The 16295-nt window shown below is 39.9% G+C and carries 17 protein-coding genes; 4 read left to right on the top strand and 13 right to left on the bottom strand.

All coding sequences use genetic code 11. From position 1 onward, the window contains the following. Positions 1–11: 11 nt before the first annotated feature. The 12 genes from QOW94_RS03675 to pdhA all read right to left on the bottom strand — a co-directional run bounded on the left by QOW94_RS03675 (position 12) and on the right by pdhA (position 11763). Entirely contained in the window at positions 12–1046 is a 1035-nt protein-coding gene (locus QOW94_RS03675) for a SepM family pheromone-processing serine protease (protein WP_283678838.1), read from the bottom strand. A gap of 11 nt (positions 1047–1057) precedes the next feature. After that, positions 1058–1534 (bottom strand): pantetheine-phosphate adenylyltransferase, encoded by a 477-nt coding sequence (gene coaD / locus QOW94_RS03680; RefSeq protein ID WP_283678839.1) that lies wholly within the window; start codon positions 1532–1534, stop codon positions 1058–1060. A gap of 11 nt (positions 1535–1545) precedes the next feature. Further along, positions 1546–2097 carry a 16S rRNA (guanine(966)-N(2))-methyltransferase RsmD gene (rsmD, locus tag QOW94_RS03685; RefSeq protein WP_283678840.1) on the bottom strand — a complete coding sequence of 184 codons (552 nt, stop codon included), beginning with the start codon at positions 2095–2097 and terminating at the stop codon, positions 1546–1548. 5 nt (positions 2098–2102) lie between these two features. After that, the gene (locus QOW94_RS03690) at positions 2103–2384 is read right to left on the bottom strand and encodes a DUF2129 domain-containing protein (RefSeq protein ID WP_283678841.1); all 282 of its coding nucleotides are present in this window, start codon (positions 2382–2384) and stop codon (positions 2103–2105) included. A gap of 18 nt (positions 2385–2402) precedes the next feature. Then, positions 2403–3578, bottom strand: a complete 1176-nt coding sequence (locus QOW94_RS03695; protein WP_283678842.1) for an FtsW/RodA/SpoVE family cell cycle protein — start codon at positions 3576–3578, stop codon at positions 2403–2405. Positions 3579–3720: 142 nt separating this feature from the next. After that, complete coding sequence (typA, locus tag QOW94_RS03700; RefSeq protein WP_283678843.1) at positions 3721–5556, bottom strand: translational GTPase TypA; 1836 nt, start codon at positions 5554–5556, stop codon at positions 3721–3723. A gap of 93 nt (positions 5557–5649) precedes the next feature. Beyond that, positions 5650–6429: an inositol monophosphatase family protein gene (locus QOW94_RS03705; RefSeq protein WP_283678845.1), complete on the bottom strand. Its 780-nt coding sequence runs from the start codon at positions 6427–6429 to the stop codon at positions 5650–5652. Next, positions 6429–6716: a UPF0223 family protein gene (locus QOW94_RS03710; RefSeq protein WP_283678846.1), complete on the bottom strand. Its 288-nt coding sequence runs from the start codon at positions 6714–6716 to the stop codon at positions 6429–6431. Before QOW94_RS03710 ends, QOW94_RS03705 begins: the two co-directional genes overlap by 1 nt. A 162-nt stretch (positions 6717–6878) precedes the next feature. After that, a complete protein-coding gene (gene lpdA / locus QOW94_RS03715) occupies positions 6879–8303 on the bottom strand; it encodes a dihydrolipoyl dehydrogenase (protein WP_283678847.1) in 1425 nt (474 codons plus the stop codon). A gap of 7 nt (positions 8304–8310) precedes the next feature. Next, on the bottom strand, positions 8311–9630 hold the full coding sequence (locus QOW94_RS03720; protein WP_283678848.1) for a 2-oxo acid dehydrogenase subunit E2: 1320 nt from the start codon (positions 9628–9630) through the stop codon (positions 8311–8313). A gap of 31 nt (positions 9631–9661) precedes the next feature. After that, complete coding sequence (locus tag QOW94_RS03725) at positions 9662–10639, bottom strand: alpha-ketoacid dehydrogenase subunit beta (RefSeq protein WP_283678849.1); 978 nt, start codon at positions 10637–10639, stop codon at positions 9662–9664. A gap of 2 nt (positions 10640–10641) precedes the next feature. Next, on the bottom strand, positions 10642–11763 hold the full coding sequence (gene pdhA, locus QOW94_RS03730; protein WP_283678850.1) for a pyruvate dehydrogenase (acetyl-transferring) E1 component subunit alpha: 1122 nt from the start codon (positions 11761–11763) through the stop codon (positions 10642–10644). Between the two features lie 284 nt (positions 11764–12047). On the opposite strand from pdhA, the gene def reads away from it, so the two are divergent. Next, positions 12048–12608 (top strand): peptide deformylase, encoded by a 561-nt coding sequence (gene def, locus QOW94_RS03735; protein ID WP_283678852.1) that lies wholly within the window; start codon positions 12048–12050, stop codon positions 12606–12608. Between the two features lie 53 nt (positions 12609–12661). Here def and QOW94_RS03740 read toward each other — a convergent pair whose 3' ends face one another. Beyond that, a complete protein-coding gene (locus QOW94_RS03740) occupies positions 12662–13051 on the bottom strand; it encodes a hypothetical protein (protein WP_283678853.1) in 390 nt (129 codons plus the stop codon). Positions 13052–13341: 290 nt separating this feature from the next. On the opposite strand from QOW94_RS03740, the gene QOW94_RS03745 reads away from it, so the two are divergent. The 3 genes from QOW94_RS03745 to QOW94_RS03755 all read left to right on the top strand — a co-directional run bounded on the left by QOW94_RS03745 (position 13342) and on the right by QOW94_RS03755 (position 16280). After that, positions 13342–13557, top strand: a complete 216-nt coding sequence (locus QOW94_RS03745; RefSeq protein ID WP_283678854.1) for a DNA-dependent RNA polymerase subunit epsilon — start codon at positions 13342–13344, stop codon at positions 13555–13557. Between the two features lie 2 nt (positions 13558–13559). Continuing rightward, on the top strand, positions 13560–15248 hold the full coding sequence (rnjA, locus tag QOW94_RS03750) for a ribonuclease J1 (RefSeq protein ID WP_283678855.1): 1689 nt from the start codon (positions 13560–13562) through the stop codon (positions 15246–15248). Between the two features lie 81 nt (positions 15249–15329). Further along, positions 15330–16280, top strand: coding sequence for a diacylglycerol/lipid kinase family protein (locus QOW94_RS03755; protein ID WP_283678856.1), 951 nt, complete (start codon positions 15330–15332; stop codon positions 16278–16280). The last annotated feature ends 15 nt before the right edge of the window (positions 16281–16295 follow it).

A 16295-nucleotide genomic window follows, 5' to 3' on the forward strand; every position in this document is an offset into this window, starting at 1 on the left:
TCCAAAAAATATCAATTATTTTCTAAGTACTTAACCGCTTCACCGAAGGTTGAAACTGGAACCACCTTCATATTCGGAGCGTACTTTTTAGCAGTTTCTTTTGCCACTTGGTAATTCGTCTTACCATCAGGCTCATACTTCAAAATCGTCTTGGTCGGCTTTACGTATGGTGCTAGGAAAATCTTAGCTCCAGCTCGTTTAGCAGTAATGATTTTTTTATCAATTCCGCCAATCTCACCAACATAACCATCACTATTGATTGTTCCGGTCCCGGCGACTACCCGACTTTTCCGTAGATTCTTACCAGTTAATTGAGAGTAGATTTGCAATGAAAACATCAACCCACCAGATGGACCACCTACTTCACCCGGATTGACCTTGATTGGTATCTTGGTGTGCACACGAACATCATCGGTTAGAGTGATCCCGATTCCGGCTCTATTCTTCGCAATTTTAATTAGGGGCTTCGTTACTTGATAATGCTTTTTACCCCTTGAAAATTGAACCGTAACCTTATCACCTAGTTTATGTTTTTTAACATAATTGACGAATCCATCTGAATTCTTGAATCTATGACCATCAATCTTTGATACTACGTCGCCGACTTTAATATGACCATAAAACTTAGATTTTTTTTGAATGTTGAGTACGTAAATACCACGATATTTTCGATCAACTTTTTTACCAGCATGTTTATAAGCAGTGTAAATTGCCTCGCCAATAGAACTTCTCATGTAGAAGTTTTGTACCTTATCGTATTCCTCTTCGTTTTGACCATCGGTCACACTTTCACTAGATTCAATTGAATAGTGGGGATTGAGCTTAGCATAAAGGTAAGTTAACGGCCTTGCCTGCGCGATTCCTACCGAGGTTAGCAAAAATTTTCCTTTGTGTTTATCGGGATGATTTGGTAACTTAACGATTTTCGCTAAGTTAAATGCCTCTCCCGGTCCTTCTATGTATTGAGGTAGTGGCAAAAATACAGCGGTCAACAAAATAATTGCCGCCATAATACCAACTACCAGTTGCCTAGTTCTTTTTTTCATCAAATACCAGCTTATCTATTTTTATTTACTAACGCTGTTTTCACAGCGGTTGGAACAAATTTAGATACATCCCCGTGAAACTTAGCGATTTCCTTGATCATACTAGATGACAAGGCCCTAAACTCTGCGCTAGTTGGCAAAAAAACCGTTTGAATAGTTGCATCCATGCTTTCATTCAAATCAGAAATCGCCATCTCAGAGTCAATATCAAGAGCTCCTCGAACCCCTCGAACCAAAACAGTTGCCCCAATCTGATTTGCTAGCCGAACCGTCAATTTTTCAGACTCAATTACTTCAACGTTTGTCAAATGGGCTAACGCCTGTTTTGCCATATCAACCCGTTCTTCTCTAGTAAAAAAAGACTTTTTACTTGTATTGATACTAATAGCTACGACCACTTTTGTAAATAGCTTTGATGCTCTTTCAATCACATTAACATGACCATTAGTAATCGGGTCAAAACTTCCAGCATATAAGGCAGTTGTCATTGTTGTTCCTCCTATTCAAAGTGATAAATCGCAACGTTAGTTAATCCATAGTTTTTCTTTTGGCCCAATTTTAGTGGACCAATACTATCTGGATGATCAACCGTATTATCAGTCTCAGAAATAACTATTGAATCAGCTGATAATAAATCAAGCTCCAGTAATTTCTCAATATCAGCTACGTTCTGTTGCTTCTTATAAGGTGGATCCAGAAAAACCATATCAAACTTCTCACCACTGGTTGCCAGCTGACTAAGGACATTAGTTGCTGCCCCCTTGATAACCTTAAAAGATTGATCATCATGGATTTTTGTGAGGTTTTCTTTAATCGTAGCAATAGCTGGATATGCTTTATCAATCAGTACAGCCTTTTCCATTCCCCTAGATACTGCTTCAATTCCGACTGCTCCTGAGCCAGCATATAAATCCAAGAACACACCACCGTCAAAGTACGGTCCAACAATGTTGAACAATGACTCCTTAACCTTATCAGTAGTTGGCCTCGTTTGATCTCCTTTAACTTGATTCAGCCGGATTCCGCCATATTTACCAGAAATTACTCTCATTGCCATTAAACTCCCAAATCATTTTCTTGTTTTGCGTTACCTAGCTTACTTTCATTCACCGTTTTTAACAGCTCAGGAAATTTCGACCTGATTACTTCTTTTACAAATCTTCTGCTCTCAATTTTTTTAATTGTTTCGTCAATATTATCACTATCAACGTACAAAACAGCGTATCTCAGCCTCTTTGAGTAGTAGACAGTCTTTCCAAACTGCTTTAAATTTCGCAGCTGTCTGGGTGAGTATATATAGACAATTAAGCCTACACCTTCTGGTATCTCTGTATCCAAATAATCCATCCCTTTCAGTTAATTAACGGCTAACTGTGTCATTTCACGTTCGCGTCGTTGGCGACCACTTATATTTAGAAGTAACCCTAAACACAGTGACAGTGTGAGCATACTTGATCCCCCATAACTAACAAATGGGAATGTAACTCCAGTGATAGGTAGTAGCCCAACGACACCACCAATGTTGAATAAAGTCTGAATCGTAATGTAAGTTGCAATTCCATAACAAATTAAGCTTTGAAACTGACTCTTACTCCTGGTTCCTAACAAAATCGTCCGGGCAACAATCAAGGCCACAAGACCAATAACGATAACTGCCGCAATTGCTCCAAGCTCTTCAGTCAAAATTGACATAATAAAGTCGGTGTTTGGTTCTGGCAAATAGCCGGTTTTTTGAATACTGTTACCCAAGCCAACTCCGAACAGGCCACCATTACTAATGGCATAATAGGAGTTAACCAACTGTTGGCCTGCTCCTTGTGCGTGATGAAAAGGATCAGTGAAAGCAATAATTCTTTGGATTTTATATGAACTATCAGCGAAGCTTGTGTGTGAAATAGGAATCAAAATAAATTTAATTCCAAACAGGACTAATGCCACTAATCCCCCAATTGACCCTAAAGCGTACTTCCAATTGATTCCACTTGCCATGATCATTATGAATGCAATCATAAAGTTGATAGCTGCTCCACCCAAATCAGGCTGAAGAAATATTAGGACTATGAGAACTAACGCCCTAAAACCAATTGAAACCATGACCCGACACCACTCGCGCTTGGAGAACATCAAATCATCGGATCTGGATGTAATCGAATGGGCAATTTGAATAATCAAGTAAAACTTAACGAACTCAGCGGGTTGAATGTTGATTGGTCCAAGCGGAATCCAACCTGCCGCCCCGTTGACAGTCTTTCCAAATACCAGCAAACCAGCTAAAGCAAAAATAAAAACTATCCAAGTAAATAATAATACTGATTTATTCCTTAATTTATCAATATTAACGGCGGTCATAAACATTACAATTATAAAGCTCATCACCACGTATGCAACTTGCTTCACTAAATAGCTAAGCGGTGAGCCCCCGTTTTGAGTTCCAATATTAGCACTGGCAGAGTACACCATAACAATTCCGACAGCGCATAAAATAACGTATGGAATAAATATTAAATAATCTAAATTCTTAAGTCGATTCATATTCGTTTCTCAGCTTTCATTACGTATCTTTAATTACAAAAATAATTATATCACAGCCACTCACCTTGATTGATAGCTACTAACGGAAAAAAGAAAGCCTTAAAAAAAGCGGAACCGATTGCTCGGTTCCGCTTTGAAGTTGCTAGTTGTGACGAGCACGCTTAGCAGCCTTTTCACGTTCATTCGTGTTAAGTAATCTCTTTCTTAAACGAACGAAGTTAGGTGTAATTTCACACAACTCATCTTCATTGATGAATTCAAGTGATTCTTCAAGTGAGTAGTGAGTTGGTGTCTTAATTCTTGCCATGTCATCTGAACCAGCGGCCCGGACGTTAGTAAGGTTTTTACCTTTAGTGATGTTAACCGTAATATCATTCTCACGGTTGTTTTCACCGACAATCATACCTTCGTATACTTCAGTACCTGGATCAATCAACAAAGTACCACGGCTTTCAATACCCATCATTGCGTAGGTAGTTGCCTTACCGGCATTCATTGAAACTAAAGTACCCTTTTGACGACCAGGGTTCCAGTTCTTAATAACTGGTAAATACTTTTCAAATGTGTGGTTCATAATACCATAACCACGTGTCATTGATAAGAATTCAGTTGAGTATCCAATCAAACCTCTAGAAGGAGCTAAGAATGTCAAACGAGTTTGGCCATTACCAACACTCTCCATGTTTTGCATTTCAGCTTTTCTTCTTGAAAGTGAGTCAATAATTGAACCACTGTATTCATCAGGAGTATCAATTTGAACAGATTCGAATGGTTCTGAAAGTTGACCATCAACCGTCTTGTAGATAACTTCTGGACGTGAAGCTTGTAATTCGTAACCCTCACGACGAAGATTTTCAATTAAGATTGAAAGGTGAAGTTCACCACGACCTGAAACTGTCCAGGCACCTGGATTATCCGTATCTTCAACTCGAAGTGAAACATCAGTATGAAGTTCACGCTTCAAACGTTCTTCCAATTGACGAGCAGTAACGAACTTACCATCTTGACCAGCAAAAGGTGAAGTGTTAGTACCAAAAGTCATTTGAAGAGTTGGTTCGTCAATTCTTAGAATTGGCAAAGCTTCCTTGTGAGCAGGATCAACCACTGTTTCACCAACACTGATTTCATCCATACCAGAAATGGCAATTAAATCACCGGCCTTAGCTTCATCAATATCTAATCGCTTCAAACCGAAGTAACCCATCAACTTAGTAACCCGGAAGTTTTGAGTTGAGCCGTCAAGCTTCATAACAGTAACACTGTCACCAACCTTGATTGTTCCTCTAAACACCCGACCAATACCAACTCGACCAACGAAATCGTTGTAATCAAGAAGGGCAACTTGGAACTGAAGTGGTTCGTCAGAATTATCGATTGGAGCAGGAATTCTGTCGATAATAGTGTCGAAAATTGGCTTCATTGTATGTTCTTGTGCACTTACATCAGAATCAAAACTTGAAGTTCCATTCATAGCTGATGCGTAAACAACAGGGAAATCAAGTTGTTCTTCATCAGCACCTAATTCGATAAACAAATCAAGCACTTCGTCAACAACTTCTTCAGGGCGAGCACCTGGCCGGTCAACCTTGTTAATAACAACGATTGGAGTCAAGTGTTGGTCAAGGGCTTTCTTCAAAACGAACCGAGTCTGAGGCATAGTACCTTCAAAAGCATCGACAACAAGAAGAACACCATCAACCATTCGCATGATTCGTTCAACTTCACCAGCGAAGTCAGCATGTCCTGGGGTATCCAAAATGTTGATTTGTTTGTCCCCATAACGAACAGCCGTGTTCTTGGAAAGAATGGTGATACCTCTTTCCTTTTCAATGTCATTAGTATCCATGGCACGGTCTTCAATTTGAACGTGATCATCTAAAGTATCAGATTGTTTCAATAATTCGTTAACCAGTGTAGTTTTACCGTGGTCAACGTGCGCGATAATGGCGATGTTGCGAATGTCGTCTCTTGTTTTCAATTCGTTTGCTTCCCTTCATATTAAAATCGGTCATTAGGTAACTTTTTGTTGAATAATTAGCATAAAAAAACTGTGACCATTGTCACAGTAGGACTACTTCTTTACAATTGTAAGAATGTCTTGATGTGCATTTTTTGTCGCTAATAACACTGCATTAGATAATAACACACCAAGAGGTTTACCGTCAATAGATGTGATTTTCATTCCTAAAGTTTCAGCGATAATTCTTCCAGCTCCGAAATCCCAAGGCTTCAGGTAGGAAATGTATCCCACTTGTTCTCCCTTGAAAACAGAAATCATTTCAATTCCAGCACTCCCATATATTCTCATTCCCATTGAAGTATGAGCAATTTCTTGCATATGATAATTATCATTTAAAACCATTGGTCCAGATAAACCAATTAGCCCATCTTTGAGAGGCGTATCAGGAACTTCTTCCATTCGATGACCATTAATCGTAACTCCTACTGAGGGGCCACCACTAACGAGTTCATTATTGATCACATCCAAAATATAGCCAAGAATACCTTCTCCATCCTCGTACAAACTAATCATAATAGCAAAGTGGTTTCGTTGCTTAACAAAGTTCATCGTACCGTCAATTGGATCAATTATCCACACTCGCCCGTCAGTGTTCCGAACTTCGTCACCAGAACCTTCTTCGCCCAAAATCTTAGCTTCTGAATCAAATTGTCTAATTTTACTAACTAGAAAGCGTTCATTTGCCTTGTCAATGTTAGTAACTAAATCTTTTCTCCCTGACTTCGTATCAACTTCTAATCGATTATCCATTTTGCGAAGAACGTTATCCCGAGCTTCACTCAACCATGCCTTAACGGTGGTATCTACCTTTATAATCTCTTCTTTTTCCATTATTCATCGCTCACTTTTATGTATTCAGTTTTTGAATCTCGTAGCGCCTTAATGACTCTGTATGCATCGTAGCCAGATTCGTCTTTAAACTTGGTTTCAAGTTGCTTTTGTTCCATTTTACTGGGGACAATATTCATAAATTGCTTAAGTGCCAACTCAAAATCCGCTTTTTTAACCCCTGCTTTTTGTTCATACGCTTTTTCTACTTGCTGAAAGAAATTGATCATACTCGTTATTTCATCAACGGATAATCCTGGAAGTAATGGGTACTCATAATTATCACTCACGGTTAGTCACCTCGCTATTCAATAATCTTCGATGATTCAATTATACCAGTTTCCATAATTTGTGATGTTGAAAATACTCAAAACAAAAAGAGCCAGAAAACGTTCTGACTCTTTCATTGAGGTTTGTGAATAGAAACCAATTTATTCTATTTTAGATGCTTATTAAACGTGGGTTGGGAAGCCCAAAGCAATGTCGCCAGCTTCTTGAACTGGTTCACTGAGGGTTGGGTGTGGGTGAATTGTTAATGCGATATCTTCAACATTCATTCGACCATTTACAGCCAAACTTAATTCAGAAATTAAATCACTAGCACCTGGGCCAACTACTTCCGCTCCAAGAACGGTTCCTTCATCCTTTGTATAAATCAAGCGAACAAATCCCTCGGCTTCGTACAATGAAACGGCACGAGCATTACCAGCAAATGGGAACTTGGCCGTCTTGACGTCCAAACTCTTGTCTTTGGCCTCTGCTTCGGTCATTCCAACTACTGCTAATTCAGGATCTGAGAAACAAACAGCTGGAACACCAACATAATCGTTAGCAGTGTGTTTACCAGCAATTGCTCCTGCAGCCACTTTTCCTTGGAAAAATGCCTTATGAGCCAATGCAGGCCCAGAAGCAACGTCTCCAATAGCAAAAATGTGTTCTGAAGCTGTTCGACCTTGTTCATCAGTTTGAATGATTCCGCGGTCGTTCACTTCAACTTTAGTGTATTCAAGTCCCAGTTCATCAGTATTTGGTTTCCGACCAACTGTAACCATGCAGTAATCTGCAGCTACTGTTGATTCCTTACCATCAACTTCATATGTCACTGTGACTCCCTTGTCGTCTTGACTTGATGATTTGGCCTTGGCACCAGTGATAACATCGACACCCTTTGCTTTGAGTTGTTTCAAAACAACAGCGACCATATCTTTAGTAAATCCGGCAAGGATCGAATCAGTTCCTTCGATAATTGTTACGTGAGAACCAAGGTTAGCATAGGCTCCAGCTAATTCAGTTCCGACATATCCACCACCGATAACAACAAATTCTTTTGGAACCTCAGGTAAGTTTAAGCCACCAGTTGAGTCAACAACTCTGCCTTCAAACTTGAAACCTGGAATTTCGATTGGGTGGGAACCACTAGCAATGATCAAGTTATCAAAATCAATGACTTGACCATTGTTGTTATCCATAAATTGACGAGGTCCAACAGGCATTACTCTTAATCGAGTGTCGCTGTCCAATACAGCCTCTCCTTGGATAACTTCAACCTTGTGCTTCTTCAACAACATCGAAACACCATTTGTCATTCTGTCAACAACGTCGTGTTGTTTCCATTCTTGAGTCTTGGCAAAATCGATTGTTGCCCCTTTGCTACTGATTCCGTATTCGTCAGAGCGATTAGCTTCTTGTAAACGGTGACCAGCAGCAATTAAAGCTTTAGAAGGAACACAACCAACGTTTAAACATACACCGCCAAGTGTATCTGATTTTTCAATCAGAGTAACTTTTTGGCCTAATTCAGATGCCCGGATAGCGGCAACATAGCCACCAGGGCCGGCACCGATAATTACTGTTTCTTTCTTTTCAGCATCAGCCATTTACTAATCATCCTTCCATCAATAACATATCTGGATCATGCAATAACTTAGTTAATAAGTTCAATGCGTTTTGAGCTAAAGCACCATCAATTAATCTGTGATCGTAACTCAATGAAAGTTTAAGCATGTTACCTACTTTAATTTCACCGTCATCATCAACATATGGTTCCTTAGCAATCTTACCAACCCCAAGGATTGCAACTTCAGGGTAGTTGATAACTGGTGTGAACCAGCCACCACCGATTGAGCCAACATTACTGATAGTGATTGAACCACCGGACATCTGATCAGCACTCAACTTGTTGTCGTATGCAGCTTGGGTGTTTTCAGTAATTTCCTTAGCAATTTCAAACATACCTTTAGAGTCAGCGTTCTTAACGTTTGGTACGTAAAGACCGTGCTCAGTGTTGGTTGCGATACCAACATTATAGTAATGCTTGTAAACAACTTCTTGAGTTGAGTCGTCGATTGACGCGTTAAGTTCAGGATATGCTTTCATAACAGCAACTAAGGCCTTTACAACATATGGCAGGAATGTAAGGTGAATATCACGGTCCTTAGCAATTTCCTTGTACTTCTTACGGTTTGCCATCAAAGCACTAACTTCAACGTCATCAAACGAGGTAACGTGAGGTGCAATATCCTTTGAAAGCCGCATTTGCTTAGCAATCGCCTTTCTAGTAAGTGACATCTTTTCTCTTGTTTCAAGCTCTGGCGTTGCTGATGAGTAAGGCTTGATTGGAGCACCAGCTGGTTTATCACCAGTTGCTGCGGGAGCTGCTGTGCTAGCGGCAGCTGCTGCAGGTGCAGGTGCTGCTCCACCGCTGAATCCATCAATATCAGCCTTAGTTACTTGACCATGATTTCCAGATGCAGGAACTTGGGAGATATCTATTCCCTTGTCACGAGCATACTGACGAACTGATGGCATAGCTAAGACAATCTTATTAGGATCAGCTGGGGTTGGGTTAGCACTGGCTGCGGGAGCTGCAGGTGCAGCTGGGGTAGCTGGTGCTTCTGGTGCAGGTGCTGCGGGAGCTTCTTCTTTAGCAGGAGCTTCTGCAGGGGCAGAATCGCCACTATCAGCGGAACCGTCATCGATGACAACTAAAACATCGCCGATTTCAGCTGTTTCGCCTTCCTGCTTTTGAATTTCTTTGATTGTTCCAGCAACTGGAGAAGGCAATTCAGAAACGGACTTGTCGTTTTGAATTTCTACTAATGGATCGTCCTCTTTGACAACATCGCCTGGTTTAACTAACCATGTAGCGATTTCGCCTTCGGCCATTCCTTCTCCTAATTCTGGGAGTTTAAAATTGTAAGCCATAGGGTCTAACTTCCTTTCTCAAATTAGAATTTTAGTAGTTCAAAATCTCACGAACTTTTTCTTCAATATCATCAGCATTTGGAAGCCAATCGTTTTCAGCCATAGCAAATGGGAAGACACTATCCGGAGCAGCTACCCGTCCAATTGGTGCATCCAATGACATGATCTTGTTTTCAGCAATTTCAGATGCGACTTCAGCACCAACACCTGCCATCTTTTGAGCTTCTTGAGCAATAACCACCTTGTGGGTCTTCTCAATTGACTTAAAGATAGTCTCAGTATCAATTGGTGAAAGTGAACGTAAGTCAACAACTTCAACTGAAATGTTTTCTTTTTCTAATTTTTCAGCTACTTTTAATGCTTCATTAACTTCTGCACTATAAGCAACAATGGTAATGTCAGATCCTTCGCGAACAACGTTAGCTTTATCTAGCGGAACGGTGTACTTGCCTTCAGGAACTTCATCCTTCATTGAACGGTACAATTTCAAGTTTTCCATGAATAGCACTGGGTCATTATTCTCAACTGAAGAGATAATTAATCCCTTTGCATCATATGGGTTTGAAGGAGTAACAACACGGAGTCCTGGAACACCAGTGAAGAAGTTTTCTAGTGAGTCACCGTGAAGTTCAGCAGTATGAGTACCACCACCAAATGGTGTTCTGATAGTGATAGGCATTGAAACTGCTCCGGCAAACCGGAACCGGTTACGTGCCATTTGACCTGCAATGGAGTCGACAGCTTCAAAAGTGAATCCCATGAATTGAATTTCTGGAATTGGACGCCAACCAGTTACTGCTAACCCAATTGAAAGGCCAAGAATACCTGATTCGGCAAGTGGAGTATCGAAGACTCGATCTTCACCAAATTGGTCTTGAAGATCGATAGTAGTTCTAAACACACCACCGTTTTTACCAACATCTTCACCAAAAATCAACGTTTTGGGGTCTTCTTGCAATACTTGCTTTAATCCGTCGTTAATTGCGTTAATATACGTTAATTTAGCCATGATTACTTCGACTCCTTTGCTTCAAATTTTTCAATATCACGTTGAACATTTGGGGTAGGAACTTCGAAAGTAGTCTTCAAGAAGTCACTAACCTTTTGTTGTGGTGCAGATTCAGCGTTCTTCATAGCTTCCTTGAAGTCACTCTTATATTGTTCAACTAACTTGTCTTCTTTTTCTTGGTCCCAAAGTTTCTTTTCAGTAAGAACTTTTCTTAATCGAATCAATGGGTCACGATCGAACCAAGGTTTTTCTTCTTCCTTTGTCCGGTAACGACTTGGATCATCACCAGCTGAACTGTGGGCACCAAAACGGTAAGTTAATGTTTCAACAAGAACAGGACCGTTTCCAGCTGATGCAAATTCACGAGCCTCTTTAGCAACTAGGTAAGTAGCTAAAATATCCATTCCGTCTACCTGAACACCAGGAACACCTGAAGCAACACCCTTTTGAGCCAAAGTTTCAGCTGCCGTTTGCTTGTGACGTGGAACAGAAATTGCGTATCCATTGTTTTGAACAAAGAATACGGCTGGAGCTTGGAAGGCACTCGCAAAGTTGATTCCTTCATAGAAGTCACCTTGAGAAGTACCACCATCACCAGTAAATGCATATGATACGGTATTTTCTTCCCCATTCTTCTTAATACCGAGTGCAGCCCCCGCTGCTTGAACGTATTGAGCACCAATAATGATTTGTGGGAACATAGCTCTCACACCATCTGCATGGTACTTGTTAGCAAGGTAGTGACCTTTTGACCAAAGAAATCCTTGTTCAACAGTCGCTCCATGCTGGATCAATTGTGGCAAATCACGATAAGCTGGGAATAAATAGTCTTGCTTTTGCATAGCACTAGCTATCCCCATTTCTGAAGCTTCTTCCCCGTAGGTAGGAGCGTAGAAACCAAGTCGGCCTTGACGTGAAAAGTTCATTGTTTGTTCGTGTAAAGCACGTTCCCAAACCATCTTTTCCATCAAGTCCACTAATTGGTCATCGCTGAACTGATCGAATAGTTCCTTATCAACTATCTTCCCATTTTCATCGATAACTTGAACCGGTTTCTTGTATGGGTCGCTCATTGTTGACTTGATACTAGCTAAATCAACAATATGCTTACTTTTTCCTGCCATATATAACACTTTCCTTTCCTAAAAGCTTAATTTTGTGATGCACAAGCGATCTTTAACAACCACAACTAAAATCTATCATCTTTTCAGAAAAGATGCAAGCCCTTCCAACGCTGATATTACAACTTTTTCAAAGTATAAAACATTCCGTTTGTCAAATAAAAAGCTTGCTTTCATTTTGATGGTTTGTGAAATTAGCGTAACGTCAATGTTCCACTAAATAAAATTTCTTTTTTCAGTGTTTTACGATAGAATATTCATAGACAAATTGTTCGGAGGTTTTAGCTTTGTTTTTGATGAAAGATATTGTTCGAGACGGAGATCCCGTTTTGAGAAAAGAAGCTGAGAAGGTTGCATTTCCTCTCAGCGATGAAGATAAACAGTTAGCTCATGATTTAATGGAATATTTGGAAGTTAGCCAAGACCCTGAATTATGTGAAAAGTACCAATTGAGGGCTGGTGTTGGTTTGGCAGCTCCCCAGGTTGGGGAATCTAAAATGATGGCATCAGTTTTGGTGCCCGCTGAAGATGAAAACAGCGATCCACTTTTCAAGGATGTAATCATTAATCCCGTAATCGTTTCTAACTCAGTTCAAAGGGGTGCTTTGACTGAAGGCGAAGGGTGCTTATCGGTCGATGAGGATATTCCTGGATACGTTCCCCGCGCGGCAAGAATCACGTTAAAGTACACTGACGTTGATGGCGAAGAACACAAGCTCAGGTTAAAGAATTATCCTGCTATCGTTTGCCAGCACGAGATTGATCACTTACACGGCACGTTATTTTATGATCACATTGATAAGGACAATCCGTTTTCAAAGACTGAAGACGAAATTTTTATCTATTAAATTAAAAAACAGGCAGAAACTTTCAAATTTAATTAAAAGTTTTCGCCTGTTTTTCATTTTAGCTTTCTTAAATCGTTTACGTATTCAATTGTGGTCTGATTAATCAGAAATGCCACATCAAAGTGAACAACATCATCTAACAACCAACTATCTGAAATAATAAAAATTGATTTATTTTTCTTCACATCAGCATGATCAAAATAGTTCTCTTTTGAATACTCAACCAAGCCATGTTTAAAGGCAGATTTAAATTGATCTAAATCGGTTAACAGTGCTGCTGGTGCGAGTTTATATTCAAACGCCATTACACCACGACCCCATACATCTGATATGTCCTCAGAGACAATATCTGAGTAGTCGTCATTTCGAATCACGCCGTCAACACTCAGTTGGTTCAATACTGAAATTACTGCCTTAGCGGTCACTCTTTCTGCTGATTTCACTTGCTTTGTCCTCGGTCTCGTAACAAACCAGTAGTGAATTAGATTATACAAAATTACGGCTAAAATGAGACCGATTATCACTTGAAATAATAGTATCATCGTTTTTCGAGTCCTTTTCTTTTCATTTTAACATTTTTACACCTGCGAAGTTCGGAAACGGGCATTATATACTTATTTTCATAATTATGTTAAACTACCATTATTAGTTGTGTAAAAGACAACCACCTGTCCGAAAAGGAATTTATCAGTTCCTTAAAAAAACAGAATATATTTTAAAGGAGTATTTTTTTATGATTTTTAAAGTAATCTACCAAGAAAACAAAAACGAAAGTCCTAGCAGAGAAACATCAAAGGCCCTCTACGTTGAGGCAGATACTGAGGTCGATGCTCGTTCCTTAGTTCAAGACAACACTAACTACATCATCGAGTTCATCGAACCTTTATCAGGTTCTCATTTGGAATACGAACAACAAAGTCCCGATTTTAAAGTTACGGAGTTTAACTAATAATGAAAAAACTAAACGTCAAAAATAACGAAGCTGCTATCTATGGCGTTGGTGGTTTGGGGGAAATCGGGAAGAATACCTACGGCGTTCAATTTCAAGATGAAATAATTCTAATTGATGCCGGAATCAAGTTTCCAGAGGATGATCTACTAGGTGTAGACTACGTCATCCCTGACTACCAATACTTACTTGATAACAAAGATAAAATCAAAGCACTTGTCATTACCCATGGTCATGAAGATCACATTGGTGGTGTACCCTATTTACTAAAGGTGCTAAACGTTCCAATCTATGCTGGACCTTTAGCGATGGCATTGATTAAAAATAAACTTGAAGAACATGGCCTTTTAAACTCAGCTGAACTTCATGAAATTTCTGAAGGATCAGTCCTAAAGTTTAGAAAGACTAAGGTAACCTTCTTCAGAACAACCCACTCAATTCCAGATACCTTAGGGATTGCCGTCCACACACCAGTTGGAGTTATTGTCCAAACCGGTGATTTTAAGTTTGATTTAACGCCAGTTACAAAACAAGCACCAAACCTTCAAGAAATGGCACGACTAGGTGCTGAAGGTGTTCTCTGTTTGATGGCTGATAGTACGAATGCTGAGCGGCCAGTTTGGACCAAATCTGAAAAGTGGGTTGCAAATTCTGTTGCTCACATTTTTGATCAAATCGAAGATAGAATTATATTTGCTACCTTCGCATCAAACATCTCTAGAATTAAGACTGCTTGTGACAATGCAATGGCTCACGGCAGAAAAATCGCAGTGTTTGGTCGAAGTATGGAAGCAGCCATCGTCAATGGTCGAGAGCTTGGATATCTTGACATCCCAGACGAAGCCTTTGTCGATGCCCATGACTTGCAATCACTTCCGGCAAATAAAACGATGATTTTATGTACTGGATCTCAAGGTGAACCGATGGCTGCCCTTTCGAGAATTGCCAACGGAACCCACCGCCAAATCGCCATCCAACCCGGTGATACAGTTATCTTTTCAAGTAACCCAATCCCCGGAAACACAACTAGCGTCAATAGCGTTATCAACAAGCTTGAAGAAGCCGGAGCTAACGTTATCCACGGTAAAGTAAACAACATTCATACTTCTGGTCATGGTGGCCAAGAAGAACAGAAACTAATGCTAAGATTGATGAAGCCTAAATTCTTTATGCCTATTCATGGTGAATACCGGATGTTAAAGATTCATACCGAATTGGCTGAAGAGTGTGGGGTTCCATTGGAAAACAGCTTCATCATGCAAAACGGTGACGTCCTTGCCCTTTCAAAGGATAGTGCTCACATAGCTGGTCATTTCCAGGCCGGTGATGTTTACATTGATGGCAGTGGAATTGGTGATATCGGTAATATCGTTCTTCGGGATCGACAATTACTTTCCGAAGAAGGAATTGTCGTGGTCGTTGCGACCGTTAACCTAAAGAATCAAGAAATCCAATCTGGTCCTGATATTCTCTCACGTGGATTCGTTTATATGAGAGAATCAGGTGAACTACTTGATGAAGGTAGACGTTTGGTATTTAGTTCAATTAGGAAATCAATGCGTTCCAAAAAGGCAACTGAATCTTCCATTCGGAACTCAATTATCGATGAACTTCAATCTTTCCTTTATGAAAAGACTGAGCGCCACCCACTAATCTTACCAATGATTATAATTAGCGATAAACAAAAGTAATTCTAAAGCCTATAATAGTTTGTGAATCTACTATGATTCCAAACTATTTTTTTACATATTTTATTTCCGGGGGAATCATCAATGACAAAATACTATATCGTGGTTAACCCCGCCGCAGGGGGAGGAAACGTTGAACGGCTATGGCCAAAAATCAACGACTACCTGACCAATTTGAACGTTGATTTTCAAACTATAACTACGAGCTTCCCGGGTCACGCTACCTCTAAGGTTAAAGGGCTTCTAACAGAAATTCATAACAACCAAACTCAGGATATTGTTATTATTGCGGCTGGTGGTGATGGCACCCTTCATGAAGTGGTAGAAGGTTGCTGTCAGTTTTATGAAAACCACCCTCTACTTACCAAAATACCAGTCACTTTTCTGCCGATTGGATCAGGCAATGATTTTGCCCGGGCAGTTTCCATGCCAACAAATTGGAAGAAAAGAATCAACCAAATTATCTCAAGCTCCAAGCCAACCTCAATTTTTATTGGCAAATATCGCGATCTAGATTCGGGCAAACTTGGCCACTTTATCAACAACTACGGGATTGGATTTGATGCTACCGTGGTTTACACAGCAAATCATTCGCTACTAAAGAAAAATTCCATCCTCGGTAGGTTTAGTTATATTGCCTCGATTTTGCATGTGCTTAGGACATTTAAAGCAATGCCAATTTTTGTCACCATTGATGATAAACAAACATCCATTCCAAATGGATACCTAGTAACCACCACAAACATTCCCTACTTCGGTGGCGGTGTCCGAATCGCACCAAGTGCGTCCATCCGTGATGAAAAACTCGAATTAATTATCGTTGAAAAACCAACATTTTTTCAATTGTTAAAATTTATCGTGTTATTAATGGCGGGAAAGCACCTAAACTTGAAATTTGTTCATCATTATTCCAAGAAATCGTTTACAATTAGATGTGAAGCAATTCGTCACGGTCAAATCGACGGTGAAGAGTTAGGAAAACGAAAATACAATATTGAATTTTCAAAGACCCAATATCCATTTATCTTAAACTAGAATTCGACTTAAGGG

Source organism: Lentilactobacillus sp. Marseille-Q4993 (assembly GCF_951230165.1).
Lineage (GTDB): Bacteria > Bacillota > Bacilli > Lactobacillales > Lactobacillaceae > Lentilactobacillus.